Here is a 26,760-nt window from a genome sequence, read left to right as displayed (position 1 = left end):
GTGGCAGGCGGACTTGCAGTTTCCGGCAGGTGCGTCGGGATGAATATTGAATTCAGCGGTCCCAGGCATAACCATTTGGTTATGTATAAGCGACGGGGGATACACCTCGGTCAGCACTGAACTAATCTTTGACTTCATGTTTCAGCAACCGGAGAGCTCTACATGGAATGGCGAAAAGGCCGACGCAGCGACAACGTGGTCGATGCCCGCGGCGAAGGGGGTGGCGGCGGCATGCGCTTCGGCGGCGGCAAGGGCCTGGGGCTCGGCGCCATCCTGCTGATCGTCGGCATCGGCTGGCTTACCGGGCAGGACCCGCTGCAGATCCTCGGCCAGCTGGCCGGGCAGATGGAGCAGCAACAGACCACCCCGGCCAACGTCGACGGCAAGGCACCGCCGGCCAACGACGAGCAGGCCGAGTTCGTCGCCTCGATCCTCGGCGACACCGAGGACACCTGGAAGGCACTGTTCGCCCAGGCCGGCAAACAGTACGGCGACCCCAAGCTGGTGCTGTTCAGCGGCCAGGTCAACTCCGCCTGCGGCTTTGCCTCCTCGGCGGTCGGGCCGTTCTATTGCCCCGGCGACCAGCGCGTGTACCTGGACATGACCTTCTTCCGCGAAATGGAAACCCGCTTCAAGGCCGCCGGCGACTTCGCCCAGGCCTATGTGATCGCCCACGAGATCGGCCACCACGTGCAGACCCTGCTCGGCGTTTCGGCCAAGGTCGACGCCGCACGGCGCAATGGCCAGCGCATGGAAGGCGACAATGGCCTGCTGGTGCGCCAGGAGCTGCAGGCCGACTGCCTGGCCGGGGTCTGGGCCTACCAGGCGCAGAAACGCCTGAACTGGCTGGAGCCGGGGGACGTCGAGGAGGCATTGAATGCCGCCAACGCCATCGGTGACGATCGGCTGCAGCAGCAGGGCCAGGGCCGCGTGGTGCCCGACTCGTTCACCCATGGCACCTCGCAGCAGCGCGTGCGCTGGTTCAAGGCCGGGTTTTCCAGCGGCGACCTGAACCAGTGCGACACGTTCAGCGCGCGTAGCCTCTGAGAATCGCCATCGCCGGCGAGCCGGTTCCTGCTGCGGAGCCGGCTTACCCGCAAATGGCAACATCAAAAACATAAACGTATTCAACAAGTTACAAATTTGCTGAAAAAGCGTTTCAGCTTCTCCCTCCGTTGCCGATAAGTCCTACACAAATCTGCGGGCTATCTGACAACAACAACGCCCAGCTTTTGAGATCAAGTGAGCGAAATCATTCTCTGGGAGAGCGTGCATGAACAGTTGGTTCGCCAATATCAGCGTCAACCTCAAACTCGGCTTGGGCTTCGGCCTGGTCCTGGTCCTGACCGGCCTGCTGGCCCTGACCGGCTGGAACAGCCTGGGCAGTCTTATCGACCGCAGCAACTGGATGAGCGACATCACCCAGCTCAACAGTGACCTGACCAACCTGCGCGTGGCCCGCCTGCAGTGGATGCTGACCAACGGCGACGACGCCTCGGCAGCCAACGTCCAGGCCAAGCTCGACGCCTTCGGCAGCCAGCAGCAGCACCTGGTCAACACCTTCAAGAGCCCCGAGAACCTCAAGCTGCTGCGCGAGCAGGGCCAGAGCATCAGCGAGTACCGGATTTCGCTGGAGAAGATGCGCCAGGGCTACAAGACCACCCTCGCCGCCCGCGAATCGATGAACCAGGCCGCGGCCCGCGCCAATGACGCCATCGAGGCGATCAGCGGCGCCGTGCTGTCCAGCAGCGAAAGCGATGCCAGCCGCCTGGCCCAGTACCTGCTGATCAGCAAGGCCAAGCAGCAGCTGGTGCAGGTCCGCCTGGACGTGCGCAGCTACATCGCCGACCTGACCAGCGAAGCCGAGCAGGCCGCCGTGCGCCAGCTGGAAAACGCCCTCAACGAAATCGACAGCCTCAAGCGCCAGCTGCCGGCCGAAGCCTCGCGCATCCAGCAGTTCGAAAGCGCCGTGCTGGCCTACCGTGATGCCGTGCGCCAGTTCCGCGACGCCACTGCCGCCATTGGCGTGGCCCGTGCCGAAATGACCGTGCAGGGCGCCGACATCGTCAAGCGCAGCGACGAGCTGTACAAGATCCAGATCGAGCGCCGTGACGACGAAAGCGTCCAGGCCCGCAGCCTGCAGACTTCCGCCACCCTCCTGGCGCTGCTGGTCGGCGTGCTCGCCGCGTTCATCATCACCCGCCAGATCACCCGCCCGCTGCGCGAGACCATGGACGTGGTCAACCGCATCGCCAGCGGCGACCTCACCCAGCAACTGCGCGTCACCCGCCGCGACGAACTGGGCGCCCTGCAACAAGGCATCGCACGCATGGGCACCACCCTGCGTGACCTGATCACCGGCATCCGCGACGGCGTGACCCAGATCGCCAGCGCTGCCGAAGAGCTGTCGGCGGTGACCGAACAGACCAGCGCCGGCGCCAATAGCCAGAAGGTCGAGACCGACCAGGTGGCCACCGCCATGCACGAGATGGCCGCCACCGTGCAGGAAGTCGCGCGCAACGCTGAACAAGCCTCCCACGCCGCGACCAACGCCGACGACGAAGCCCGTGTCGGCGACAAGGTAGTGGGTGAAGCCATCAGCCAGATCGAGCGCCTGGCCCACGAAGTGCACCGCTCCACCGAGGCCATGACCCTGCTGCAGCAGGAAAGCCAGAAGATCGGCAGCGTCATGGACGTGATCAAGTCGGTGGCCGAGCAGACCAACCTGCTGGCGCTCAACGCCGCCATCGAGGCCGCCCGTGCCGGTGAGGCCGGGCGTGGTTTCGCCGTGGTCGCCGACGAGGTGCGTGGCCTGGCCCAGCGTACCCAGCAGTCCACCGAGGAAATCGAAGGCCTGATCGCCAGCCTGCAGCACGGCACCCAGCAGGTCGCCGAGGTGATGAACGGCAGCCGTAACCTGACCGACAGCAGCGTCGAGCTGGCGCGCAAGGCCGGTGGTTCGCTGGAAAGCATCACCCGCACGGTGTCGAACATCCAGTCGATGAACCAGCAGATCGCCGCCGCCGCCGAGCAGCAGAGCGCCGTGGCCGAAGAGATCAGCCGCAGCATCCTCAACGTGCGCGACGTGTCGGAGCAGACCGCCGCGGCCAGCGACGAGACTGCCGCTTCCAGCGTCGAGCTGGCGCGCCTGGGTGGTCACCTGCAGACCCTGGTCAGCCAGTTCCGCGTCTGATCCTGTAAAGCATCGCGGGGCAAGCCCGCTCCCACTGATTCGTGGGAGCGGGCTTGCCCCGCGTTCATTTGCGCCTCGGGTTACTTGACGATCATCCCCACCCCGCGCCCACGCGGATCAGACGCCGTCTCCAGCTTCTCGCCGGTCACCCGGATCGCCTGGATGTCGCCCATCTCCCAGCCCTGGTCCTCCAGCACGTAGCCCATCTTCTTCAGGTCGTCAGCCACCTGCCCCTTGAGCGGCGCATAGCTGTCGAAGTAGATGGTGTCCTTGGGCAGCAACTGGTGATGCACGCGCTGCGCCGCCACGGCTTTCTCCAGCGGCATGCCGAAGTCGTACAGGTTGTTCATCACCTGGAAGATCGAGGTGAAGATCCGCGAACCGCCCGGGGTGCCCAGCACCAGCACCACCTTGCCGTCACGCGCCACCAGGCTCGGGCTCATCGACGAGAGCATGCGCTTGCCCGGCGCGATGGCATTGGCGTCGCCGCCGACCACGCCAAAGGCGTTGGCCGCGCCCGGCTTGGCGCTGAAGTCGTCCATCTCGTCGTTGAGCAGGAAGCCCGCGCCCTTGACCACCACGCCGCTGCCGTAGTCGAGGTTGAGGGTGTAGGTGTTGCTCACCGCGTTGCCCTGCTTGTCGACGATGGAGAAGTGCGTGGTCTGGTGCGGCTCCAGCCCCGGCTTGACCTGGTCGGTTGCGGAAATCGCGTTCGGATTGACCTGGGCGGCACGCTTGGCCAGGTAATCCTTGGCCACCAGTTGGTCGACCGGGACCTTGGTGAAGGCCGGATCGCCGAGATAGTCGGCGCGGTCGGCGAACACGCGCTTCTCGATTTCGGCCAGCAGGTGGATGTACTTGGCAGAGTTGTGCTCGACGCCCTTGAAGTCCGCCGCGCGGTCTTCCTTGATGCCCAGCAGCTGGGCCAGGGCGACGCCACCGGAGCTCGGCGGCGGCGCGGTGTAGACCACGTTGCCGCGCCAGTTGATGGCGATCGGGTCACGCCACACGGCCTTGTAGTCCTTGAGGTCGTCCTTGCTGATCAGGCCCTTGTCGGCCTGCATCTGCGCCACCAGCAAGTCGGCGGTCTTGCCCTGGTAGAACTCGCTGACGCCCTTGTCGGCAATGCGCTCGAGGGTCTGCGCCAGCTCCGGCTGCTTGAACAGCTCGCCGACCTTCATGCTGCCGAAGTAGTCGTTGAAGTTGGTCGCGGTCTTGAACAGGCCCTGGGCGTCATCGCGGTACTGGTACTGCTTCTGGGCAATCTTGAAACCGTTCTGCGCGTAGCCGATGGCCGGGGTCAGCAGCTCGCTCCACTTGAGCTTGCCGAACTTCTGGTGCGCCTCCCACAGCCCCATCACCGTGCCCGGCACACCAGCGGCGCGCACGCCGACCAGGCTGAGGTTCTCGATCACCTCGCCCTTGTCGTCCAGGTACATGGTCTTGGTCGCGGCCTTGGGCGCCACTTCGCGGTAGTCGAGGAAATAGGGCTTGCCGTCGACGAACAGGGTCATGAAGCCACCGCCGCCGATATTGCCGGCCTCGGGGTAGGTCACGGCCAGGGTGAAGGCGGTGGCGACGGCGGCGTCCACCGCGTTGCCGCCCTTCTTGAGGATGTCGGCGGCCACCTGTGCGCCATATTGATCAGGCGCGGCCACCGCGCCGCCTTCCATCGTCACGGCAAAGGCGGAGGAGCAGCTCAGGATCGCGGCCCCGAGGGCCAGGGGCTGGAACATGACAATACGCATGCGCACTTCCTTGGTGTTGTTTTTGTTGATCAGTCATTAAGGCCGAAGCCCTGTAACTAAGCAAACACCCCGGTCGTTTCGCGCCGCCGACGGGCAGACCCTGTCGCGTTCAGGCAACTCAGCAGGCGTAGACCGCCAGCTTTTTCTGGATGAAATCGAGGAAGCACTGGATGCGCAGGGCCAGCTGGGTGTTGCGGTAGTAGACCGCGTGGATCGGCTGGCGATAGCCATTGTTGTGCTCGGCGAGGATCACGTTCAGCCGGCCGGCGCGGATGTCCTCGTGGGTCATGAAGTGCGACAGGCTGACGATGCCCTCGCCGGCGATGGCCAGCTGGCGCAGGGTCTCGCCGCTCGAGGCGACCAGCTGCGGGCGGATCGCCCAGCGGTCGCCCTGGGCATGGCGCAGTGGCCACTGGTTGAGCGACTCGAGGGAGCTGAAGCCGAGCAGGCAATGGGCCTCGAGGTCCTCGACCCGCTGCGGCGTGCCGTGCCGGGCCAGGTAGTCGGGGCTGGCAAGCACCTGCACCGGGCTGCAGCCGAGCGAACGGGCATGCAGGCTGGAGTCGGCCAGTTCGCCGATGCGGATGGCCACGTCGGTGCTCTGCTCCAGCAGGTCGATGATCAGGTCGTCGGTGTTCAGCTCCAGCTCGATGCCGGGGTACTGCTGACGGAACTCGCCGATCCACGGCAGGATCGCGTGCAGCATGAACGGCGCGGCGGCGTTGATGCGCAGGCGCCCGGTCGGGGTCTGGCGGTTCAGCGACAGGCGCTCTTCCATGTCGTCCATCTGCTCGAGGATCGCCCGGGCGCGCTCCAGGAAGAAGCGCCCTTCCTCGGTCAGGTCCATGCGCCGCGTGGTGCGGTTGACCAGCGTGGTGCCGAGCTTGCCCTCCAGGCGCGACAGGGTGCGGCTGACTGCGGAGGGCGTCTGGCCGATCTGCTCCGCGGCGGCGGAGATCGAGCCGCTGTCGATGACGGCGACAAATACCTGGAGTTCTTCGGATCGGGTTTTCACGCGGATGGCCTTGGCAGGTGGATGCCGTGATTCATAGCGGTTGGGCAGCAACCGCGCAAGGGGCCGCTACGCGTCCCTTTCGCCGGCAAGCCGGCTCCCACACCGTGCGCCTCAGCCTTGAGCCATGCGCCATTTTGTGGGAGCCGGCTTGCCGGCGAGAGGCCCGTGCAGGAACACCAAGACAGTTGGAGCCGCACTGTCATTGAGCCTTGCCAAACACCTGGTCCAGATGCTGCTCATAAGCCGCCAGCGCCGCTGGCACATCCGGCCGCTTCATCACATCGACGGCGAGGAAGGTCGGCAACCCGCTCATGCCGAGGAACTGGTTGGCCTTGTGGAACGGGAAGTACACCGCGTCCACGCCCTTGCCCTCGAAGAAATCGCTGGGGTCGTCGAACGCCTGCTGCGGCGCGTTCCAGGTCAGCGACAGCATGTATTGCTTGCCCTGCACCAGGCCGCCGCTGCCGTACTTCTGCGAGGCGTCGGAGCGGGTACGGCCATCGTTGGCGTACAGGCTGCCGTGGCCGGCGGTGAACACATCGTCGATGTACTTCTTCACGGTCCATGGCGCGCCCATCCACCAACCGGGCATCTGGTAGATCACCACATCCGCCCAGAGGAATTTCTCCACCTCGGCCTGGACGTCGTAGCCGCCGTCGATGAAGGTTTCCTGCACATCGAAACCGGCGCGGTCCAGATGGGCCAGTGCGGCATCGTGCAGGGTCTGGTTGAGACGGCCGTCGGAATGGGCGAAGCGTTTACCGCCGTTGAGCAGGAGAATCTTTTTCATGGGAGGGTCAGCCCTGTAAGTGAAGTTGCCGGCAGGTTAGGCAACCGCGCGCCGGGGAAACAGCCAGGGCCAGGCAAAATTCTTTTGCCTGCAAATCACGAATGGCAAACATATTGTTGATTTAGAATTTGCTCACTCCCCTTACAGAGCGTTTCCCCATGACCGAGCAATACGCCTTCATCCTCAAAGCCAAGACCCGCCCGGAGCAGGCCGAGGCCTTCGAACAGCTGTTCCGTCCTTACGTGGAGCCGAGCCGCCAGGAACCGGGCTGCATCGAGTACCACATGCTGCGCGACAAGGCAGACCCGAGCCTGTTCGTGTTCTTCGAAGTCTGGGCCAGCAAGGACGCGCTGGACGTGCATTCGGCACTGCCGCATATGCGTGCGTTCTTCGAAAAACGCATGGATTACCTGGAGCGCGATTTCGATATCCAGATGATCGACATGCTCAGTGCTTCGTCCGCTAGCCGTTGACCAGCAGGTGCCCGCCCAGCAGCGCAAGGCCGATGAAGAAGCAGCGCTTGAACAGCGCTGCGCTGATCCGTCCGCGCAGCCACTGACCGGCGAACATGCCCAGCAACGCCGGGGCCAGCACCAGCAGTGAAGCCCCCAGGGCCTGGCCACCAAGGGCGTCCTGCCCGGCCAGGCCGACCGCCAGGGCCAGGGTCGAGACGGTGAACGACAGGCCCAGCGCCTGGACCAGCTCGTCGCGGCTCAGGCCCAGGCCCTGAAGGTACGGCACCGCGGGCATGACGAACACGCCGGTGGCGGCCGTCACCACGCCCGTCAGCAACCCGCAGAGCGGCCCCAGCCAGGGCTCCCTGGCCGGCGCCACGCGCAGCCCTGGGCCCACCAGCCCATAGAGGGCATAGACCAGCAACGCGGCGCCCAGGCCATGGGCCGCCCACGGACCGCTGTCGATCCCCAGCCAGACGCTGCCCAGCAGGGTGCCGATGAAGATCATCGCCAACATCCCGCCCAGGCGGCGCAGCAGCGCGAGCAGGTGGCCGCCGGCCGCCAGCTGCCAGAGGTTGGTCAAGGTCGATGGCACGATCAGCAGCGCCGCTGCCTGCGCCGGCGCCATAGCCAGGCCAAGCAGGCCCATGGCCACGGTCGGCAACCCGAGGCCGATGACCCCCTTCACCGCGCCGGCCAGGAAGAAGGTCAGGATCACCAGCAATGACAGCGCCGGGCCAATGTTCTGATAAAACGCCAGGAAGGTATTCATGGCCACCATCCTGCCGTGCGGCAAGCGCGCTGAAAATCTGCCATATACTCAGGCAGACTCTTGCCAGGACAGAGGCAGATGCATTTCGACCTGATCGACCTCAAGCTGTTCCAGCACACCCTTGAAAGCGGCAACATCACCGCCGGCGCCCGGCGCAGCCACCTCTCGCTACCGGCCGCCAGTGCGCGCATTCGCGCCATGGAAGCCTCGCTGGGCATTCCCCTGCTCGAACGCAACCGCCGCGGCGTGCTGCCCACGCCCGCCGGCCAGGCCTTGCTGCAGCATGCGCGGCTGATCGCGCAGCAGGTCGAGCGCCTGCAGTTCGACCTCGGGCAATACGCCCACGGCCTGCAAGGCCAGGTGCGCCTGCTGTGCAACACCGCGGCGCTGACCGAGTACCTGCCAGAGCTGCTGGCCAGCTACCTGGCCGATCATCCGGGGGTGAGCGTGGATATCCAGGAGCTGCCCAGCCTGCATATCGTCCAGGCGATCAGCCAGGGCATGGCGGACCTGGGCATCGTCTCGAATGCCGCGCCCTGCGCAACCCTGCAGACACGACCGTTTCGCGACGATCCGCTGGTGCTGGTGATGCCGCGTGAGCACCCGCTAGCGGCCAGCGACCGGGCAGACTTCAACACCAGCCTTGGCCATGGGTATGTGGGGCTGGGTGCCGATAGCGCCCTGGCGCTGCATCTGGAGGAACAGGCCCTGCGCCTCGGCAAACGGATGCAGGTGCGTGTTCGCGCCGAAGGATTCGATGGGGTGATCAGGATGGTCGGAGGTGGCGCGGGGGTGGCGGTGGTCCCGTTGACCTCGGTGCGCCGCTGGGAGCACAGCTTGCCGCTGCGCTGGGTCGCCTTGCAGGAGGCCTGGGCGAAACGCAGCTTGTTGCTGTGCTCGCGGGATTTCAGTGCGTTGCCTGGCTACGCCGCTTTGCTTGTCGAGCGCTTGGGCAGCAGCGCCTGAAGGCTGCCGCCACAGGTGATCACCCGTGGCGGCACCTGTGCCAAAGGGCCGCATGGCGACCCGGGCACGATCAGGACGACAAGTACGAGGAGCGGGTCAGCCCCAGGCGCAGCGCGTCGAGGTACTGGGTACGCTCGCGGGCGGTGATCCTGGCGCTGGCGACCTTGTCGCGGTAGTGGGTCATCAACTCCTCCGGCGACAGGTGCACGTAGCGCAGCATGTCCTCGATGGTGTCGTGGGTCTCGATACCGGCGTGGTACACGCTGCCATCGGCGTTCTGGTAGATGTTCACCGAGTCGGTGTCACCGAACAGGTTGTGCATGTCGCCGAGGATCTCCTGGTAGGCGCCGACCAGGAACACGCCGAGCAGGTAGTCCTCGCCTTCCTTGACCGCGTGCACCGGCATGCTGGTCTCGATGCTCTGCTCGTCGACGTACTGGTTGATCTTGCCGTCGGAGTCGCAGGTCAGGTCCTGCAGCACGGCGCGGCGCAGCGGCTCTTCGTCCAGGCGGTGCAGCGGGATGATCGGCAGTACCTGGCCGATGGCCCAGGTGTCGGGCAGGCTCTGGAACACCGAGAAGTTGCAGATGTACTTGTCGGCGAGCTTGTCGTTGAGTTCGTCCAGCACCTGGCGGTGCGAGCGCTGACGGGCCTTGAGCGAGTTGTGCAGGCGACGGCACACGGCGAAGTAGCACTGCTCGGCCAGGGCTTTCTCGGCCAGGGTCAGCTTGCCGTCGGCGTACTGCGCGGCCACGTCGCCCATGTAGTGGGTGGCGCGCCAGTAGGTCTCGGTAACCATCTCGATATCGGTCGGGCCGAGCAGGTCGGCCAGCCACTGCACGGTCTCGGGCAGGCTTTCCTTGTTTTCGATGGTCGGCACTTCGTCGTTGTGGCTCTCGACGTCGGTCACCTGGATCACCAGCATGGCGTGGTGCGCGGTGAGCGAGCGGCCGCTCTCGGAGAAGATGTGCGGGTGCGGCAGGCCCTGCGCGTCGCAGAACTCCTTGAGCATCCCGACCACCACGCCGGCGTAGTCGTCCATGTCGTAGTTGATCGAACTGGCATTGCGCGAGTGGGTGCCGTCGTAGTCGACGCCCAGGCCGCCACCGACATCGATGTGATCGACCGGCAGGCCCAGGGCGCGCAATTCGCCGTAGTAGCGGATGGCTTCCTTGAAACCGTGCTGGTAGTCGGCCAGGTTGGCAATCTGCGAGCCCATGTGGAAGTGCAGCAGGCGGATGCCCTGGTCGAGCCCGGCGTCACGGAAACGCTGCACCACCGAGATCAGCTGCGCGGCGGACAGGCCGAACTTGGATTTCTCGCCACCGGTGTCGGCCCACTTGCTCGACGCCAGCGACGACAGGCGCACGCGCAGGCCGACCTGTGGCTTGACCTTAAGCTCCGCGGCCTCCTCGATCACCAGGGCGACCTCGGACTCTTTCTCGATCACGATGAACACGTTGTGGCCGAGCTTCTGGCCCATCAGCGCCAGGCGGATGAACTCGCGGTCCTTGTAGCCGTTGCAGACGATGGTGCCGCCCTTCGGCGCCAGCGCCAGCACCGCCAGCAGCTCGGGCTTGGAGCCGGCTTCCAGGCCGATGGAGACGTTCTGGGTGGCGATGATGTTCTCGACCACCGCTTCCTGCTGGTTGACCTTGATCGGGTACAGGGCGGTGTACTGGCTCTGGTACTCAAGGCGCGCGATGTTGGCGTCGAAGGCGCCGGTCAGCTGGCGCACGCGGTCTTGCAGGATGTCGGGGAAACGCACCAGCAGCGGCAGCGACAGGCCGCTCTGGCGCAGTTCCTGGACCTGTTCGAAGAGGTCGATCGGCGCGCTGTCCGGGCCGTTGGGGCGCACTTCGACGCGCCCGGCGTCATTGATGGCGAAATAACCTGCGCCCCAATGGCGGATGCCATAAACACTGCGGCTGTCGGCCACGGTCCACTGGCTACCATCGTCTTTGCGTGTGCGTCGTACGGACATTCAAGTCCCCTGTATGAAAAGTCGAAACACTGCCCCACCTCGGGGCGCTGGCAGTGTAAATACTGAAAATGACGATTCTTCCGTGTCAGGCATAGACCCTGCCCACGGGAACGAGTTTAGAAAGCGCTGGGCAAAAAATCGCGCGGCTGCACTCAGCCGCCGGATTTCTTCGCCTTGAAACCCTGCTTGATCAGTTCGGCGAGCAACAGCTCGACGTGATCGCCCTGGATTTCAATGACCCCGTCCTTGAGCGCGCCGCCGGTGCCGCAGCGACGCTTGAGCGTGCTGGCCAGCTCCTTGAGCGGTTCCAGGGCCAGGGGGACGCCCGTGATGGTGGTCACGGTCTTGCCACCACGGCCTTTGCTTTCACGGCGCACGCGGGCGATGCCATCCCCCTCGGGGATGACCTGCTGCTTGCAGATACAGTCGTCCACCGGTTTGCTGCAGTCGGGACAGTGCCGACCGGCATCGGTGGAAAAGACGAGACCGCCCAGGGCGGAAAAGGAAGAAGCTTTCTTGGCCACTTTTGTTCCTCTGTGCCGAGGACAAAAAACTGGTCGGCGGGAGCCGACCGCGATGCCCCACTCTGGCAGGGGCGGCGCTACTGCCGCAAGGTTGTGCGGCAGCCCGAAAAGGGCGCGCAGTGTAACGATAAATCCGCCTGTTGCTAAGTACAGGATTGCGCCATTTTACGAAAGTTTTGCGACTTCATCGCAGGGCGGCCTGATAGCGCTGCAACGCCACCAGCGAGTCCGGGCAATACGGCAGTGTTGCACTTTCCGCCAGGGCCTGCTCGACACTGATGAACCGCGCCTCGCTGACTTCCTCGGGCTGCAGGCGCAACGCCCCGTCCCACACCGCGGAAAACACCGCGCCCCACAGGCGGTTGCCCGGCTGCTCGAAGTAGAACGTCTCGTGGAAGCGCAGCTCGACGCCGCTCACCCCCAGTTCCTCCGCCAACTCCCGGGCCGCCGATTCGGCATAGGACTCCTGCACCCCGACCATCCCCCCCGCCGCCACATCCCAGTAACCGGGATACAGCGCCTTGCTCAGGGTTCGCCGGTGCACGCACAAGTCGCCCGCGCTGTTGAACAGCAGGATGAAGGTGCAGCGCCCGATCAGGCCGCGCTCGCGCAGTTCGGCCCGTGGCAGGGCGCCGAGCAGTTGGTCATGCTCATCGACCCAGGCCACCAGCTCGGCGTCGGAGGCCGCGCGGTGCGCGACCTCGGCAGGATTGACCGGCATCTCAGCCCTGAGACAGCAGTTGGCGCAGGTCGATGACCGCGGCGTTGGCCCGGGAGATGTAGTTGGCCATCACCAGCGAGTGGTTGGCCCACATGCCGAAGCCGCTGCCGTTGAGCACCATCGGGCTCCACAGCGCTTCCTGCGAGGCTTCCAGCTCGCGGATGATCTGCCGCACGCTGACCGTGGCGTTCTTCTTCGCCAGCACGTCGGCGAAGTCGACCTCGATGGCGCGCAGCAGGTGCGACAGCGCCCAGGCCTGGCCACGGGCTTCATAGAACACGTTGTCGATCTGCAGCCAAGGGGTCTCGACCACTTCCTCGTCGACCTGTGGCGCCTGGCCCGGGGCCACGGACTCGGTCTTCAGGGTGTTGTTGAGCTTGACCCGGCCAACGCTGGCCGACAGGCGCTGCGACAGCGAGCCCAGGCGGGTGGCGACGTCGCCCAGCCAGTTGTTCAGGTTGTCGGCGCGGGTGTAGAAGATCGCGCCCTGGTCGCCCTTGGCCAGGCGCACCTGGTAGCGGTTCAGCGACTTGATGCCCTCTTCGAACTCCGACTCGCTGGACGGCAAGATCCAGCTCTTGTTGTCGAAGTTGAAGCGCGGCTCGGCCTTGGCCAGGTCGGCGTCCTCGGTCGATTGCGACTGCGAGCGGGCGAAGTCCTTGCGCAGGGCGCGGGACAGGTCACGCACCTGGACCAGCACGCCGTATTCCCAGCTCGGCATGTTGTCCATCCACAGCCCTGGCGGGAAACGGTCGTTGGAGATGTAGCCACCCGGCTTGTCGAGCAGGGTGCCGGCGACGGTCTTGAGGGTTTCGATGGTGGTGTAGCCGACCACCATCTGCTGGCCGTTGCGCTCGGCGGCGGCCTGGGCGTTCTGCTGCACCGGGAACAGCTCGGGCTCCTGGCTCCAGTACCAGCCCAGGCCGATGCACACCAGCAGGTAGAGGCCGATCAGGGTGCCCAGGGCACGGCTCCACAGGCCGCCAACATAGCTACGGGTAGCGGCGCCGCGGGTTTCGACCCGCTCGCGGGGCTCGGCCTTGGCCTCGCGGTTTTTCCAATCCAGCATGGCATTGTCCTTAATCAGTCACGAACGGTTCAGGGTTTGGACCACAGGCCTCGGCCAGGGTGCCACGACAAACCCAGGTGGCAGCACTATAAAGCAGACGCCGCCATTCGTATAAGCGACCAACAGGTCAGCAACTGAATTACCGTCCCTTAACACTTTGTTGACCCGAGGCACTCGCTTGTCGGAAAAGCAGTGCTAGCATAGAGCCATCATTGAACCTGCGCCCTCCCACTCATAAGTAGTCAGGACATGACCCAGCCAGCCGAGCCGAGCCACGAACGCCTCAAGCAGCATTTTGCCCAGCGGGTGATCCACCAGGCCCGGCAGATCCTCGAGATCTGGCAGCGCCTGCAGCGTGGCGAGTGGTCCAGCGGCGACCTGGGCGAACTGTGCGAGGCCAACCTGCGCCTGCAGCGCTATGCCGAACGCTTCGAGCAGCCCGAGCATGGCAGCCTGTCCACGGCCATCGGCCAGACCCTGCGCGCCATCGAAGCCAACAGCGCGCGCCTGAACTCGGAACTGATCAGCGAACTCAATCGCCTGATGCAGCGCCTGTCGCGCACCGGCCTGCGCAAGGGCGACCAGCTCGACAACGTGCCCCTGCCGCCGCTGCGCAAACCGGTGTACATCGTGCTGCAGGACCACGACCGTGCCGAACGCCTGGCCCAGCAACTGGAGTTCTTCGGCCTCAGCGTGCAGGCGCTGTGCAGCGCCGAGGCGTTCCAGGCGTCGATGAGCGAGCGCCTGCCGTCGGCGATCGTCATGGACGTCGACTTCACCGGCGCCGGCATCGGCCTGCAACTGGCGGCCCAGGCCCAGCAAGGCCTGGAACAACCGGTGCCGCTGCTGTTCTTCAGCCTGCATGAAACCGACACCCCGACCCGCCTGGCCGCGGTACGCGCCGGCGGCCAGGAGTTCCTCACCGGCACCCTGGACGCCTCCAGCCTGCTGGAAAAGCTCGAGCTGCTGACCAGCGCCACCCAGTACGACCCGTTCCGCGTGCTGGTGATCGACGACTCCCGGGCCCAGGCCCTGCACACCGAGCGAACGCTCAACAGCGCCGGGATCATCACCCGCACCCTCACCGAGCCGATCCGCACCATGAGCGAGCTGGCCGACTTCCAGCCCGACCTGATCATCCTCGACATGTACATGCCCGCGTGCACCGGCCCGGAGCTGGCCAAGGTGATCCGCCACAACGACCGCTACGTCAGCGTGCCGATCATCTACCTGTCGGCCGAGGACGACCTGGACAAGCAGCTCGACGCCATGAGCGAGGGCGGCGACGACTTCCTGACCAAGCCGATCCGCTCGCGGCACCTGGTGACCACCGTGCGCAACCGCGCCGCGCGCGCCCGCCACCTCAAGGCGCGGATGGTGCGCGACAGCCTCACCGGGCTGTACAACCACACCCACATCCTGCAACTGCTCGAGGATTGCAGCTTCCGCGCCCGCCGCGAGGTGCAGCCCCTGAGCTTCGCCATGCTCGACATCGATCACTTCAAGAAGATCAACGACCGCCACGGCCACCCCATGGGCGACCGGGTGATCAAGAGCCTGGCGCTGTTCCTCAAGCAACGCCTGCGCAAGACCGACTTCATCGGCCGCTACGGTGGCGAAGAGTTCGCCATCGTCATGCCCAATACCGGACTGGAAGCGGCGCACAAGGTGCTCGATGAAATCCGTCGACGCTTTGCCGAGATCCATTACCCGGCCCAGCCCCACGACCTGCAATGCACCTTCAGCGCCGGGGTGGTGCAGCTGGACGAGCAGCTCGACGCGCTGACCATGGCCAGCGCCGCGGACGAGGCGCTGTACCGCGCCAAGCACGCCGGGCGCAACTGCGTGGTGCGGGTCGAGCCTTAGGCAAGCCCGCGATGGACCAGGCACCAATACCGGCACTGTGCCACTTTTTTATGGCGCCAACCCGCCGTCGTCATCACCTCGTCACAAAATCGCAATAACTTCAGGCCCGACTTCTCCACTCCCCCTCCGCAGGAAGTTCGCGGCTATGCGCCTGAAGTGGCTGACCAATTTCAACACCCTGTTGCTGGTGACCGTGTGTATTGCCCTGGGCGCGACCCTGTGGTGGTCGCAACGCGCCCTGGAACGTCCCTATCAACTGATGGAGCGCTACCTGGGCCTGTCCCAGCAGTTCCAGAACGATGCCGCGCGCAACATCCAGGCCTACCTGGGCAGCGGCGACGCCCTGCGTCACGCGGCGGCCATGGAGGCCAACACGCAATTGCAGGCAGCCCTGGCCGACTGGCCTGAGCCCCTGTCGGCCAAGCTGCGCCCGAGCCTCGACAGCCTGCAGGGCTTCACCGCCAACGAGCTGCTCGCCGCCGGCAAGCTGGCCGGCGATCCCCAGGCCTTGCTGCTGCAAGCCGAACGGGAGCTGGGGGCGAACCTCGAGCAACTGGCCGGCTATGCCCGTGACAGCGGCAGTGCCGACGCCAGTCGTTACCTGACGCCGCTGCTGGAAGCCTCGCTGCACCTGGGCCGCCTGTCCCTGGCCCGCGACAAGCTGGTCAGCAGCGGCCGCGCCGAACTGGCCGACGAAGTGGACCGCGAACTGCAACAGATCGCCGCCCAGGCCCAGGCCATCGATGGCCTGCCACTGCTGGGGGTGACCCGCGCCGCCGAATCCAATGCCGATGACTTCGCCGCGATGATGGGCCTGGAGTCGCAAGCCAGCGCCGAGCAGGAAGACGTCGCCGTGGGCCTGAAGCGCGAGCTGCACAGCCTGCTCGGCCGCTACCCTGCCGAACTGCAACGTACCCGCGAGCAGATCGAGCGCCGCGCCACCCTGGCCGCCAGCACCGGTGAGCGCCTGGAGGCGGTGCAGCAGGCCATCGCCGGCCTCGAGCCCGAGGTACGCGGCCTGCACGCCACCATCGCTGGCGAGGTACGGCTGATCCAGGGCCTGATGATCGGCCTGATCCTGCTGATCGCCCTGCTCATCGATACCCTGCAGCGCCGCCTGGCACGCACCCTCACCAGCCTGGCGCCGGCACTGTCGCGCTGGGCCGAGGGCGACTTCGCCCAACCCATCGCCCTGGGCCGCACCAACCGCGAGCTGCACGATATCCAGGAATCGCTGAACCGCCTGCGCCAGTACCTGGTGGAGCTGGTCGGTACTATCCGTCACAACGCCGAACAGGTGGCCGGCAGCAGCCATGCCCTGGCCGGCATGAGCAGCGCCCTGCACGACGGCGCCGAACGCCAGGCCGGCGACACCGCGCAGATCCGCGACGCCCTGGGCGAGCTGGAGGCGACCATCCAGCAGGTGGCCGGCGATGCCAGCTCCGCCGCCGAGGCCAGCCGCGATGCCGGCCGTGCCGTGGAGCAGGGCCAGACGGTGATCGGCCAGAGCCTGTCCGGCCTGCGCGCGCTGGTCGACGAGGTGCAGGGCAACGCCCGGATGATCGAGCAACTGGCGGAAGAGTCGGCGACCATCGGTGGCGTGCTCACGGTGATCCGCGCGATTGCCGAGCAGACCAACCTGCTGGCGCTCAACGCCGCCATCGAAGCGGCCCGGGCCGGCGAGATGGGCCGTGGCTTCGCCGTGGTGGCCGACGAAGTGCGCTCGCTGGCGCAGCGCACCACTGGCGCCACCGGCGAGATCCAGGCGCTGATCGACCGCCTGCAGCAAGCCGCCCGCGATTCGGTGGACGGCATGCGCACCCAGCTGGAGCACGCCGAGGCCACGGCCAACCAGGCACAGTCGGCCGATGGCGCGCTGGACGCGATCGTCAGCGCCATCCGCACCATTTCCGACACGGCGGTGCGCATCGCCGATGTGACCGCGCAGCAGACCGGGGCGGTGAGCGAGATTCGTGATCACAGCGAGAGGATCCACGAGCTGGGCGAGGACAACCTGCAGCGTATTGGCGAAGGGCGTGAGCAGGGCGAGCAGTTGCTCAAGCTGGGCGGTGAGTTGAACACGGCGGTGCGGGCGTTCCGGCTCTGAAAGCATCGCGGGGCTTGCCCCGCGATGGCCCATAGCCTCGCCAAGTCCGCTATCATGCCCGCCACGTTCCACCTCGCGAGTCCGCCATGCGCCGCCTGTTTTTCCTGTTGTTCCTGCTGCTGGCCAGCCCTGCGTTCGCCAGCGGCCTGCTCGACAACCGCCCCAGCGCCACCCTCGGCGCCGCGTCCAACAGCGCCGACTTCCTACCGGTGCACGAAGCCTTCAAGCTCAGCCTGATCGAGGCCGACGCCCAGACCGTCAAGCTGCGCTTCATCGCCACCGACGGCTACTACCTCTACCGCCACCGCTTCCAGTTCCGCACCGAGCCTGCGGACATCAAGCTCGGCGCACCGAACATCCCCCAGGGCGAGGCCAAGCACGACGAGTTCTTCGGCGATGTCGAGGTGTACCACGGCGTGCTCCACATCGAACTGCCGCGCAACGACCCGCGTGCCTTCACCCTGCTGGTGGGTTACCAGGGCTGCGCCGACAAGGGCCTGTGCTATCCGCCGGAAACCGAACGGCTGAGCATCGAAGGCGAAGGCGCCCCGCTGCTGGCAAGCGCCGAGCAGGGCTGGACCTGGAAGTCGCTGCTGCTGTTCTTCCTCGCCGGTGTCGGCCTGACCTTCACCCCGTGCGTGCTGCCGATGCTGCCGATCCTCTCCGGAGTGGTGCTGCGCGGCCAGGTCGGCGGCCTGCGCGGGCTGTCGCTGTCGCTGGCCTACGTGCTGCCGATGGCGGCGAGCTTCGCCGTGCTCGGCGCCCTGATGGGCCTGTTCGGCGCCGGCCTGAACCTGCAGGCGCGCCTGCAGTCGGCCTGGGTGCTGGTGCCGTTCGCCGCGTTCTTCGTGCTGTTCGCCCTGGCCATGTTCGGGCTGTTCGAAATCAAGCTGCCCCAGGCCCTGGGCAACCGCCTGGAGAAGGTCGCCAACCACACTCGCGGCGGTTCGCTGCTGGGTGCGGCGGTGCTGGGCGTGCTGTCGAGCTTGCTGGTTTCACCTTGCGTATCGGCGCCGTTGGCCGGTGCGCTGCTGTACATCAGCGCCAGCGGCGATGCGGTGGGTGGCGCGCTGAAACTGTTCGCCCTGGGCCTGGGCATGGGTGCCCCGCTGCTGCTGGTGGCCACCGGTGGCGCAGCTTGGCTGCCGAAGAGCGGCCCGTGGATGAACACGGTGAAAAACGCCATTGGCGTACTGCTGCTGGGCCTGGCCATCGGCCTGCTCAGCCGTGTGCTGCCGGGGCCCGTCACCCTGCTGCTGATCGGCCTGCTGGCCGCCGGCGTGGCGCTGTTCCTCGGCGCCCTGGAATTCGTGGTGAAAACCGCGCGCCAGCGCCTGGCGCAATTGCTCGGCCTGGCGCTGCTGGTCTACGCCCTGGCCTGCTGGTATGGCGCCCTGAGCGGCCAGGGCGACCCACTGCGCCCGCTGCCGCCACCTACCGTGGCCGGCAGCCCCGCAGCGGCCAAGGCCGACGCTTGGCAAACCCTCACCAGCCCCGCCGCCCTCGATGCGGCCCTGGCCGAGGCAAAGGCTGCCGGCCAGCCAGTGCTGCTCGACTGGTACGCCGACTGGTGCATCAGCTGCAAAGTAATCGAGCACGAGGTGCTCAACGCGCCGCAGGTCGAGGCGCAACTCGGCGCCTTCCGCCTGCTGCGCTTCGACATCACCGAAAGCAATGCCGAACAACGCGCCCTGCTCGACCGCTACCGCCTGTTCGGCCCGCCCGCGTTGATGTTCTTTGCGGCGAACGGCAGCGAAATGACCAGCGATCGGGTGATTGGCGAGATAAACGCCGGCGATTTTGCCCAGGTTGTGGCGCGCGTGCGCGGCCAACTCGGTCTATAACTTCCCGCAGCCTCTGAAAAATCCGCTGGCGAGTGACCAAAGTTAATCATCCGGTCACATACTTTGCGTGAATCTCGGACATCGTGCTGGCTATTGCCGGGAACTGGACACTCAGCGCCTGTTGCGGCATAGTCGCCGCGCTATGTCGAATTGCCCTACAAAACCAAGGAATCGCAGATGGCAACCCTATTGGTGCTGCACGGCCCCAACCTGAACCTGCTCGGGACCCGCGAACCGGGGCACTACGGCGCCGCCACCCTGGCCCAGATCAATCAGGACCTGGAGCAGCGCGCCCGCGCCGCCGGCCACCATCTGCAATACCTGCAGAGCAATGCCGAGTACGAATTGATCGACCGCATCCATGCCGCGCGCAACGAAGGCGTGGACTTCATCCTGATCAATCCGGCCGCTTTCACCCACACCAGCGTCGCATTACGTGACGCATTGCTCGCGGTGAGCATCCCATTCATCGAAGTGCACCTTTCCAACGTGCACAAACGCGAGCCGTTCCGTCACCACTCCTACTTTTCGGATGTTGCCGTAGGGGTGATCTGCGGCCTCGGAGCCACCGGTTACCGGTTGGCCCTGGAATCCGCGCTGGAACACCTGGCTGCCAACGCACAGCCCTGATGACACAAGGCCTTGGCCCCTTCGGGCCGAGGCTCATGAAGAAACGTTTTCGACACGTTTTAAAAATACGTCCCCGACCGAACCTTGGGAGTTGCTGATTAATGGATATCCGTAAAGTCAAAAAGCTGATCGAACTGCTGGAAGAGTCCGGCATCGACGAACTGGAGATCAAGGAAGGCGAAGAGTCCGTTCGCATCAGCCGTCACAGCAAGACCCCGGCCGCCCAGCAGTTCTACGCACCCGCGCCAATGGCTGCCGCGCCTGCCGCTGCCCCGGTTGCCGCCGCTGCCGCCCCGGCCGCTGAAACCGCTGCCGCCGCACCTGCCCTGAAAGGCACCGTGGTGCGTTCGCCGATGGTCGGCACCTTCTACCGCAAGCCTTCGCCAACTTCGCCGAACTACGCAGAAGTCGGCCAGGCCGTGAAGAAAGGCGACACCCTGTGCATCGTCGAAGCCATGAAGATGATGAACCACATCGAATCCGATATCGGCGGTGTGATCGACGCCATCCTGGTAGAAGACGGCCAGCCGGTTGAGTTCGACCAGCCGCTGTTCACCATCGTTTGATTCGCGGAGAGCCAACGATGTCTGGGAAGCTCGAAAAAGTTCTGATCGCCAACCGCGGGGAAATTGCCCTGCGGATCCTGCGTGCCTGCAAAGAGCTGGGCATCAAGACCGTCGCCGTGCACTCCACGGCCGACCGTGAACTGATGCACCTGGGCCTGGCAGACGAATCGGTCTGCATCGGCCCTGCATCGTCCAAGGAATCCTACCTGCACATCCCGGCGATCATCGCCGCCGCCGAAGTGACAGGCGCTACCGCCATCCACCCGGGCTACGGCTTCCTTGCGGAAAACGCCGATTTCGCCGAGCAGGTGGAAAACTCCGGCTACATCTTCATCGGCCCGAAAGCCGACACCATCCGCCTGATGGGCGACAAGGTGTCGGCCAAGGACGCGATGATCAAGTCGGGCGTGCCGACCGTACCGGGCTCCGACGGCCCGCTGCCGGAAGACCCGGAAACCGCGCTGGCGATCGCCCGCGAGGTGGGTTACCCGGTGATCATCAAGGCCGCCGGTGGCGGTGGTGGTCGCGGCATGCGTGTGGTGCACAAGGAAGAAGACCTGATCGAATCGGCCAAGCTGACCCGCACCGAAGCCGGTGCCGCGTTCGGCAACCCGATGGTCTACCTGGAGAAGTTCCTGACCAACCCACGCCACGTGGAAGTGCAGGTCCTGTCCGACGGCCAGGGCAATGCCGTGCACCTGGGCGACCGTGACTGCTCGCTGCAGCGCCGTCACCAGAAGGTGCTGGAAGAAGCCCCGGCCCCGGGCATCGACGAGAAGGCCCGCCAGGAAGTCTTCAAGCGTTGCGTCGACGCGTGCATCGAGATCGGCTACCGCGGTGCCGGTACCTTCGAGTTCCTGTACGAGAACGGCCGTTTCTACTTCATCGAAATGAACACCCGTGTTCAGGTGGAGCACCCGGTTTCGGAAATGGTCACCGGTATCGACATCGTCAAGGAGATGCTCAGCATCGCCGCTGGCAACAAGCTGTCGTTCCGCCAGGAAGACGTAGTGATCCGCGGCCACTCGCTGGAGTGCCGGATCAACGCCGAAGACCCGAAGAAGTTCATCCCGAGCCCAGGCAAGGTGAAGCACTTCCACGCCCCGGGCGGCAACGGCGTACGCGTCGATTCGCACCTGTACAGCGGCTACTCGGTTCCGCCGAACTACGATTCGTTGATCGGCAAGCTGATCACCTACGGCAAGGACCGCGACGAAGCCATGGCGCGCATGCGCAATGCCCTGGACGAGATCGTCGTCGACGGCATCAAGACCAACATCCCGCTGCACCGCGACCTGGTGCGTGATGAAGGTTTCTGCAAAGGCGGCGTCAACATCCACTACCTCGAGCACAAACTGGCCAACCAGGAGTGATCGCGTTAGCGTGATGAAAGAGCCCCGGCCCCGTGCCGGGGCTTTTTATTTGCGCGTGCCAAAACCCCGCAAGCGCAAGGCGTGGGTGATCCGTACACGTGGGAGCGGGCTTGCCCCGCGATGCAGGGGGCGACAACCCAATGGAACCCCGCCCAAACCCACGCAGTCCACCAATCAGGCCCACCTTCCCGAGGCCTCACGAGGAGACTCCCATGAAAGGTACTGCGCTATCCGCCCTGTTCGCGGCCGCCACCCTGCTGGCCTCGCCTGTATTCGCCGCCGACGATTTGTGCGCCATGAACCTGCAGAAGATCGACGACAGCATGGCTACCGCCGGCGCCACCTCCGAAGGCCTGGACAAGGCCATCACCGAGCACGTGGACGAGGCCAAGGCCGCCCAGGCGAAAGGCGATACCAAGGAATGCATCGCCATCACCAGCAAAGTGCTCGAGCGTCTGGAAAAGACTGAGAAAGGCAGCGGCTCGGCCGGTGGCAGCGGCACCTAGGCCCTGCGCGCACGCGGGCGGCCGAACCTTCTGTCGACGTCGCCCGCGTAAGCGCGTATACTCGCCCTTGCGTGCTGAAAGGCACGTTCAGCTAGAGCTGAGTGTGGGGCCGATTAGGATTCGACGCCGGTAGCGAAACTCTAGGTGCATGCCGAGTTGGTAACAGAACTCGTAAATCCACTGTTGCAACTTTCTATAGTTGCCAATGACGAAAACTACGAGGGCTACGCTCTCGCTGCGTAAGCAGCTGAGCCCGCTCTCCTGGTAGCTTCGGCTCCAGCAATCATCAGGGGATGCCTGTAAACCCGAAATGATTGTCATACAGAACAGGATCGTCGTGCAGCACGTTGGGGGCGAAGCGACTAAAACTTACCCAACTCATCCAAAGCACCCTGCCCGTCGGGCGGCTGCGGATTAAATCAGTAGACACGGCTAAGCATGTAGTACCGACAGCGGAGTACTGGCGGACGGGGGTTCAAATCCCCCCGGCTCCACCAAATCCGAAGAAGAAGACGCCCTAGGGCGTCTTTTTTTATGCCTGGGATTCAGTGCCTCGGCGGCAGCACGCCATCACCTTTCCCCTCCTCCTTCATCGCCTCCAGCTTGGCGAACTGCTCGCTGGCCAGCCGGCTGATGATTCGGATCGCCTGGTGAATGCCCGCTGTGTTGCGGAAGCTCAGTTGCGGGTTGTGCTCGCACTCCAGCACCTCGTCATGCTGGACCAGCGCCTCGCCTAGCAGCTCGAGCGTCCAGACGTAGCTTTGGAGGGTAGACAGGCGTTCACGGTCAGCCATGGGACACCTCCCGCTTGGCGCGTTCGGCGAGGGATTGGCTGTCGATCGGGTAAAACATTGGGGATGGGGTGGCCGCAGGGGTTGGGCGGCGGAGAGCGGATGCGGGGATCCTGCTCAGAATGCGAGTAAGCATGCATGAGACTCCAAGTTTGCGATTTGGAGCTACCACGGTCCTTCCTACGGGATTGGGTGGCAGCTGTGCATGGGGTAGGAATACCGGGAAACTTGGAACCCGGCCAGGCCGAAGCCTGCCCACACACAGCCGCCATGACATCACAGCGAGCGCAAAAAAGGCGCCAGCCGTTGCAATGGGGCGCCTAGTGCGTGCGCCAAGTTTACCAGCAGGTTCCTACACCTGGTCGCGGATTTTGCTGCGACTTGGGGACTGTAGCCTTAAGGCGGATCTGTTCGCAACCGCTAGCGTGGAAGGAAATTTCCTAAAAGACCACTAAGCACCCTGAGGCGACCGATGTGGCACTAATGGGTCCTGAACTAAAACCACGCCTCACAGAGCGTTTCGGCTTGATTTAGGATCAGCTGCGTAGCCCCTTCCTCCTGATCAGGCGGATATTTGTACTTACGCAGGATCCGCCGCACCAGAATGCGTAGTTTGGCCCGTACGCTTTCGCGGCTGTTCCAATCAACGCTGACGTTAGCCCGCAGGCTGGCGGTCAGCTCGAGGGCGATTTTGGCCAGGATCTCATCGCCCAGCTCGCGTACCGAGGCCTCGTTCTTGGCCAAGGCATCGTAGAACGCCAGTTCGTCATCGTTGAGCCCCAAGGCATTGCCACGCAGACTAGCGGCAGCGAACTTCTTGGCCATCTCGATTAATTCTTCAATGACCTGAGCGGTTTCAATTGAGCGGTTTTGGTAACGTTTGATCACATTGGCCAACAGTTCAGAGAATTTTTTCTCCTGCGTCAGGTTAGTGCTGTAACGACTTTTGATTTCACCTTCAAGCAAGCGCTCCAATAGTTCGACCGCTAGGTTCTTCTCCGGCAGGTTGCGCACCTCGGCAAGAAACGCATCATCGAGCAGGCCGATATTGGGCTTGTCCAGGCCCACTGCCTCGAAGATATCTACCACCTCACCGGAGGCCACCGCATTGCCGATAATCTGGCGGATGGCCAATTCACGTTCTTCGTCTGTCTTTTTCTGCTGACTGACTTCACGCTTGATTAGGATCACCTTGATCGCCTGGAAGAACGCCACTTCCTCGCGAACGGCCTTGGCTTCATCCAAGGTGCAGCACAGGGTGAAAGCTTTGCTCATGGCCAGTGCGTTGTCGGCAAACCGCTTCTTGCCGTCTTTCAGGCCCAACACATGGTTGGCGGCGCCAGCCAGCAGCTTGTGCCCGCCGGAGAGAAAATCGCTGTAGTCGAAGCCATGCAGCAGGCTACGCAGGACGTCGAGCTTCTCCTCCAGCACTGCATAGGCCTCATGGGCATCCACGGTAGGTCGGCCCTTGCCCTTACTGCCGGTGTATTCCTTAAGTGCAGCTTTCAGCTCATTGGCGATGCCGATGTAATCCACCACCAAACCGCCCTGCTTGTCCTTGAATACGCGGTTTACCCGGGCTATGGCCTGCATCAGGTTGTGACCCTTCATCGGTTTGTCCACGTAAAGGGTGTGAACGCACGGCGCATCGAAGCCAGTCAGCCACATATCACGAACGATCACCAACTTGAGCGGGTCTAGGGGATCCTTGAAGCGTTTTTCCAAGCGTTTTTTGACCTGGCCGGAATAGATGTGCGGCCGTAGCAAGGCCTTGTCCGAGGCGCTGCCGGTCATGATGATCTTGATCGCGCCTTTCTCTGGATCGTCGTCGTGCCACTCAGGACGCAAGGCGACAATTTCGTTGTACAGGTGCACACAGATATCGCGGCTCATGGCCACCACCATCGCTTTGCCGGGCATCTGCCCCACACTCACCATGCCCTGATTACGTTCCTCGAAATGCTTGACCAGGTCAGCGGCCACGCTACGAACACGTGGTTCTGCACCAACCACTCGCTCCAGGGCGGCCCAACGACTTCTCAGTTTGGCCTGCTGGTCGTCCTCCTCATCTTCGGCCAGTTCATCGACCTGCTCGTCAATCGCTGGCAGCTCACTCTCTTTCAAGGACAGCTTGGCCAGACGCGACTCGTAGTAGATGGCAACGGTCGCACCGTCTTCAGTCGCCTGCTGCATATCGTAGATGTGGATGTATTCACCGAAAACCGAGCGGGTGTCGCGGTCTTCGCTGGATACCGGGGTGCCAGTAAAGGCCACGAAGGTGGCGTTCGGTAGCGCATCGCGCAGGTGCTGGGCATAGCCCACTTGGTAACGGGTTCGGCTCTCGGCGGCCTGCAGTACCTCCGAGGTTTTCAGCTCGGCACCAAATCCGTACTGAGTGCGGTGCGCCTCGTCGGCGATGACCACGATGTTCGGGCGCTCGGACAGCACCGGGAAGGTGTCTTCGTCCACACCAGGCATGAATTTCTGGATGGTGGCGAAGACAATACCGCCGCTCGGCCGATTGGCCAGCTTGCGGCGTAAGTCACCGCGTGACTCCACTTGGACGGGCTGTTCGCGCAGTAGATCCTGAGACAGAGAGAACACTCCGAACAACTGGCCGTCCAGGTCGTTGCGGTCGGTAATCACCACGATGGTTGGGTTTTCCATTCCTGCTTCCTGCATCACCCGGGCGGCGAAGCAGGTCATGGTGATGCTCTTGCCCGAACCCTGGGTGTGCCAGACCACTCCGCCTTTGTGGCTGCCGCCGGGGCGCGAGGCGCTAACTACCTGGCCAATGGCGGCGCGCACGGCGTGAAACTGGTGGTAGCCAGCAATCTTCTTCACCAGCCGGCCGTCATCCTCGAACAGTACGAAGTAGCGCAGGTAATCAAGCAGCATCGGCGGGGCCAAGGCACCGCGCACCAGGGTCTCCAGTTCGTTGAACTGGCCCAACGGATCAAGAGCCTGACCGTCAATGGTGCGCCAGTTCATGAACCGCTCGGCGTCGGCGGACAGGGAGCCCATCCGCGCTTCGCTACCGTCAGAAATCACCAGGATTTCGTTGTACTGGAACAGATCCGGGATCTGCTCCTTGTAAGTCTGGATCTGATCGAAGGCTTTGCCCAGGTCGGCCTTCACATCCACCGGATTCTTGAGTTCCAGCAGCACCAATGGCAGGCCGTTGACGAACAGGATGATGTCCGGGCGCCGGGTATGTTTCGGCCCCTGGATACTGAACTGGTTGACGGCCAGCCAATCGTTGGCCTTCACCTCGACCCAGTCGATCAGGCGCACGAAGTCGCCACGGGTTTCACCGTCTTTCTGATACTGCACCGGCACGCCACTGACCAACAGGCGGTGGAATAAGCGGTTGGCCGACAGCTGAACCGGCAGGCCCAGCTCTTGCACCTGCTTGAGAGCATCCTCCCGCACGGCCAGCGGTACCGTGGGGTTGAGCTTGGCAATCGCGCTGCGCAAGCGCTCTATTAGGAGCACCTGACGGTAGTTGTCACGCTCCGGGTTCTCACCGTCATAGGCTATAGTTGGGCCATACACATGACGGTAGCCCACCTCTTCCAGCCAACCGAGGGTTTCCTGTTCCAATTGGTCTTCGGTCATTCCACTTCACTTCCTGTGTCCTTCTCCGGCCAGCTCCGCCTCGATTTCGGCAATGCTAGGGAGGTTGCGGCCCAAGGTTTCGGGCAAATCGCGCAAGAGTTGGTATTCGGCGACGCCGATGGGTTTGTCGATACCGGTGAGCGCGTATTCGGCCACCAGGCGATTCTGCTGCTTGCACAGCAGCAGGCCAATGGTGGGCTTGTCGTCTTACAGCTAAGTCAG

General features: G+C 64.3%; 22 protein-coding genes and 1 other RNA gene. 12 read left to right on the top strand and 11 right to left on the bottom strand.

The window, feature by feature from the left end:
• Positions 1 to 162: 162 nt before the first annotated feature.
• On the top strand, positions 163 to 1,047 hold the full coding sequence (locus AAHK21_RS17580) for a neutral zinc metallopeptidase (protein ID WP_367857901.1): 885 nt from the start codon (positions 163 to 165) through the stop codon (positions 1,045 to 1,047).
• Positions 1,048 to 1,273: 226 nt separating this feature from the next.
• Entirely contained in the window at positions 1,274 to 3,193 is a 1,920-nt protein-coding gene (locus tag AAHK21_RS17575; RefSeq protein WP_367857900.1) for a methyl-accepting chemotaxis protein, read from the top strand.
• 80 nt (positions 3,194 to 3,273) lie between these two features.
• Here the strand turns inward: AAHK21_RS17575 and ggt are convergent, their stop codons facing one another.
• The 3 genes from ggt to AAHK21_RS17560 form a co-directional block, all read right to left on the bottom strand.
• A complete protein-coding gene (gene ggt, locus AAHK21_RS17570) occupies positions 3,274 to 4,941 on the bottom strand; it encodes a gamma-glutamyltransferase (protein ID WP_367857899.1) in 1,668 nt (555 codons plus the stop codon).
• Positions 4,942 to 5,059: 118 nt separating this feature from the next.
• The gene (locus AAHK21_RS17565) at positions 5,060 to 5,956 is read right to left on the bottom strand and encodes a LysR family transcriptional regulator (protein WP_046854125.1); all 897 of its coding nucleotides are present in this window, start codon (positions 5,954 to 5,956) and stop codon (positions 5,060 to 5,062) included.
• Between the two features lie 199 nt (positions 5,957 to 6,155).
• The gene (locus AAHK21_RS17560) at positions 6,156 to 6,746 is read right to left on the bottom strand and encodes an NAD(P)H-dependent oxidoreductase (RefSeq protein ID WP_367857898.1); all 591 of its coding nucleotides are present in this window, start codon (positions 6,744 to 6,746) and stop codon (positions 6,156 to 6,158) included.
• Between the two features lie 158 nt (positions 6,747 to 6,904).
• On the opposite strand from AAHK21_RS17560, the gene AAHK21_RS17555 reads away from it, so the two are divergent.
• Complete coding sequence (locus AAHK21_RS17555; protein WP_046854123.1) at positions 6,905 to 7,219, top strand: putative quinol monooxygenase; 315 nt, start codon at positions 6,905 to 6,907, stop codon at positions 7,217 to 7,219.
• On the opposite strand, the gene AAHK21_RS17550 is transcribed toward AAHK21_RS17555, so the two are convergent.
• The gene (locus AAHK21_RS17550; protein ID WP_046854122.1) at positions 7,209 to 7,973 is read right to left on the bottom strand and encodes a sulfite exporter TauE/SafE family protein; all 765 of its coding nucleotides are present in this window, start codon (positions 7,971 to 7,973) and stop codon (positions 7,209 to 7,211) included. The genes AAHK21_RS17555 and AAHK21_RS17550 overlap by 11 nt on opposite strands.
• 78 nt (positions 7,974 to 8,051) lie before the next feature.
• On the opposite strand from AAHK21_RS17550, the gene AAHK21_RS17545 reads away from it, so the two are divergent.
• Complete coding sequence (locus AAHK21_RS17545; RefSeq protein ID WP_367857897.1) at positions 8,052 to 8,939, top strand: LysR substrate-binding domain-containing protein; 888 nt, start codon at positions 8,052 to 8,054, stop codon at positions 8,937 to 8,939.
• Positions 8,940 to 9,009: 70 nt separating this feature from the next.
• On the opposite strand, the gene speA is transcribed toward AAHK21_RS17545, so the two are convergent.
• The 4 genes from speA to AAHK21_RS17525 all read right to left on the bottom strand — a co-directional run bounded on the left by speA (position 9,010) and on the right by AAHK21_RS17525 (position 13,237).
• Positions 9,010 to 10,923 carry an arginine decarboxylase gene (speA, locus tag AAHK21_RS17540; protein WP_023631655.1) on the bottom strand — a complete coding sequence of 638 codons (1,914 nt, stop codon included), beginning with the start codon at positions 10,921 to 10,923 and terminating at the stop codon, positions 9,010 to 9,012.
• A gap of 152 nt (positions 10,924 to 11,075) precedes the next feature.
• A complete protein-coding gene (locus tag AAHK21_RS17535; RefSeq protein ID WP_023631654.1) occupies positions 11,076 to 11,447 on the bottom strand; it encodes a translation initiation factor Sui1 in 372 nt (123 codons plus the stop codon).
• A 184-nt stretch (positions 11,448 to 11,631) separates the two neighbouring features.
• A complete protein-coding gene (locus AAHK21_RS17530) occupies positions 11,632 to 12,168 on the bottom strand; it encodes an NUDIX hydrolase (protein ID WP_367857896.1) in 537 nt (178 codons plus the stop codon).
• A gap of 1 nt (position 12,169) precedes the next feature.
• Entirely contained in the window at positions 12,170 to 13,237 is a 1,068-nt protein-coding gene (locus AAHK21_RS17525) for a DUF2333 family protein (RefSeq protein ID WP_102684474.1), read from the bottom strand.
• Positions 13,238 to 13,486: 249 nt separating this feature from the next.
• Between AAHK21_RS17525 and AAHK21_RS17520 the strand changes: the two genes are divergently transcribed.
• The 8 genes from AAHK21_RS17520 (at position 13,487) to ssrA (ending at position 22,626) form a co-directional block, all read left to right on the top strand.
• Positions 13,487 to 15,103, top strand: coding sequence for a diguanylate cyclase (locus tag AAHK21_RS17520; RefSeq protein WP_367857895.1), 1,617 nt, complete (start codon positions 13,487 to 13,489; stop codon positions 15,101 to 15,103).
• 145 nt (positions 15,104 to 15,248) lie between these two features.
• On the top strand, positions 15,249 to 17,210 hold the full coding sequence (locus AAHK21_RS17515) for a methyl-accepting chemotaxis protein (RefSeq protein ID WP_367857894.1): 1,962 nt from the start codon (positions 15,249 to 15,251) through the stop codon (positions 17,208 to 17,210).
• An 86-nt stretch (positions 17,211 to 17,296) separates the two neighbouring features.
• The gene (locus AAHK21_RS17510) at positions 17,297 to 19,054 is read left to right on the top strand and encodes a protein-disulfide reductase DsbD (protein ID WP_367857893.1); all 1,758 of its coding nucleotides are present in this window, start codon (positions 17,297 to 17,299) and stop codon (positions 19,052 to 19,054) included.
• Between the two features lie 177 nt (positions 19,055 to 19,231).
• Positions 19,232 to 19,684 carry a type II 3-dehydroquinate dehydratase gene (aroQ, locus tag AAHK21_RS17505; RefSeq protein ID WP_011535870.1) on the top strand — a complete coding sequence of 151 codons (453 nt, stop codon included), beginning with the start codon at positions 19,232 to 19,234 and terminating at the stop codon, positions 19,682 to 19,684.
• A 101-nt stretch (positions 19,685 to 19,785) separates the two neighbouring features.
• The gene (gene accB, locus AAHK21_RS17500) at positions 19,786 to 20,250 is read left to right on the top strand and encodes an acetyl-CoA carboxylase biotin carboxyl carrier protein (RefSeq protein WP_277502123.1); all 465 of its coding nucleotides are present in this window, start codon (positions 19,786 to 19,788) and stop codon (positions 20,248 to 20,250) included.
• 17 nt (positions 20,251 to 20,267) lie between these two features.
• Positions 20,268 to 21,623: an acetyl-CoA carboxylase biotin carboxylase subunit gene (gene accC / locus AAHK21_RS17495; protein ID WP_102684478.1), complete on the top strand. Its 1,356-nt coding sequence runs from the start codon at positions 20,268 to 20,270 to the stop codon at positions 21,621 to 21,623.
• A gap of 212 nt (positions 21,624 to 21,835) precedes the next feature.
• Positions 21,836 to 22,129 (top strand): hypothetical protein, encoded by a 294-nt coding sequence (locus AAHK21_RS17490; protein WP_367857892.1) that lies wholly within the window; start codon positions 21,836 to 21,838, stop codon positions 22,127 to 22,129.
• A gap of 105 nt (positions 22,130 to 22,234) precedes the next feature.
• Positions 22,235 to 22,626, top strand: a transfer-messenger RNA (tmRNA) gene (gene ssrA / locus AAHK21_RS17485).
• 48 nt (positions 22,627 to 22,674) lie between these two features.
• Here the strand turns inward: ssrA and AAHK21_RS17480 are convergent.
• From AAHK21_RS17480 to AAHK21_RS17470, 3 genes are all read right to left on the bottom strand, one after another.
• On the bottom strand, positions 22,675 to 22,923 hold the full coding sequence (locus AAHK21_RS17480) for a hypothetical protein (RefSeq protein ID WP_367857891.1): 249 nt from the start codon (positions 22,921 to 22,923) through the stop codon (positions 22,675 to 22,677).
• A gap of 492 nt (positions 22,924 to 23,415) precedes the next feature.
• Positions 23,416 to 26,538, bottom strand: a complete 3,123-nt coding sequence (locus AAHK21_RS17475; RefSeq protein WP_367857890.1) for a type I restriction endonuclease subunit R — start codon at positions 26,536 to 26,538, stop codon at positions 23,416 to 23,418.
• A gap of 6 nt (positions 26,539 to 26,544) precedes the next feature.
• Positions 26,545 to 26,694, bottom strand: a complete 150-nt coding sequence (locus AAHK21_RS17470; protein ID WP_367857889.1) for a hypothetical protein — start codon at positions 26,692 to 26,694, stop codon at positions 26,545 to 26,547.
• Positions 26,695 to 26,760: the final 66 nt, after the last annotated feature.

The sequence above is a fragment of the Pseudomonas sp. TE50-2 genome (assembly GCF_040813665.1).
Classification (GTDB): Bacteria; Pseudomonadota; Gammaproteobacteria; order Pseudomonadales; family Pseudomonadaceae; genus Aquipseudomonas; species Aquipseudomonas soli.
The sequence above is the reverse complement of the archived record's forward strand: the minus strand, read 5'-3'. Positions and strand labels throughout refer to the sequence as shown.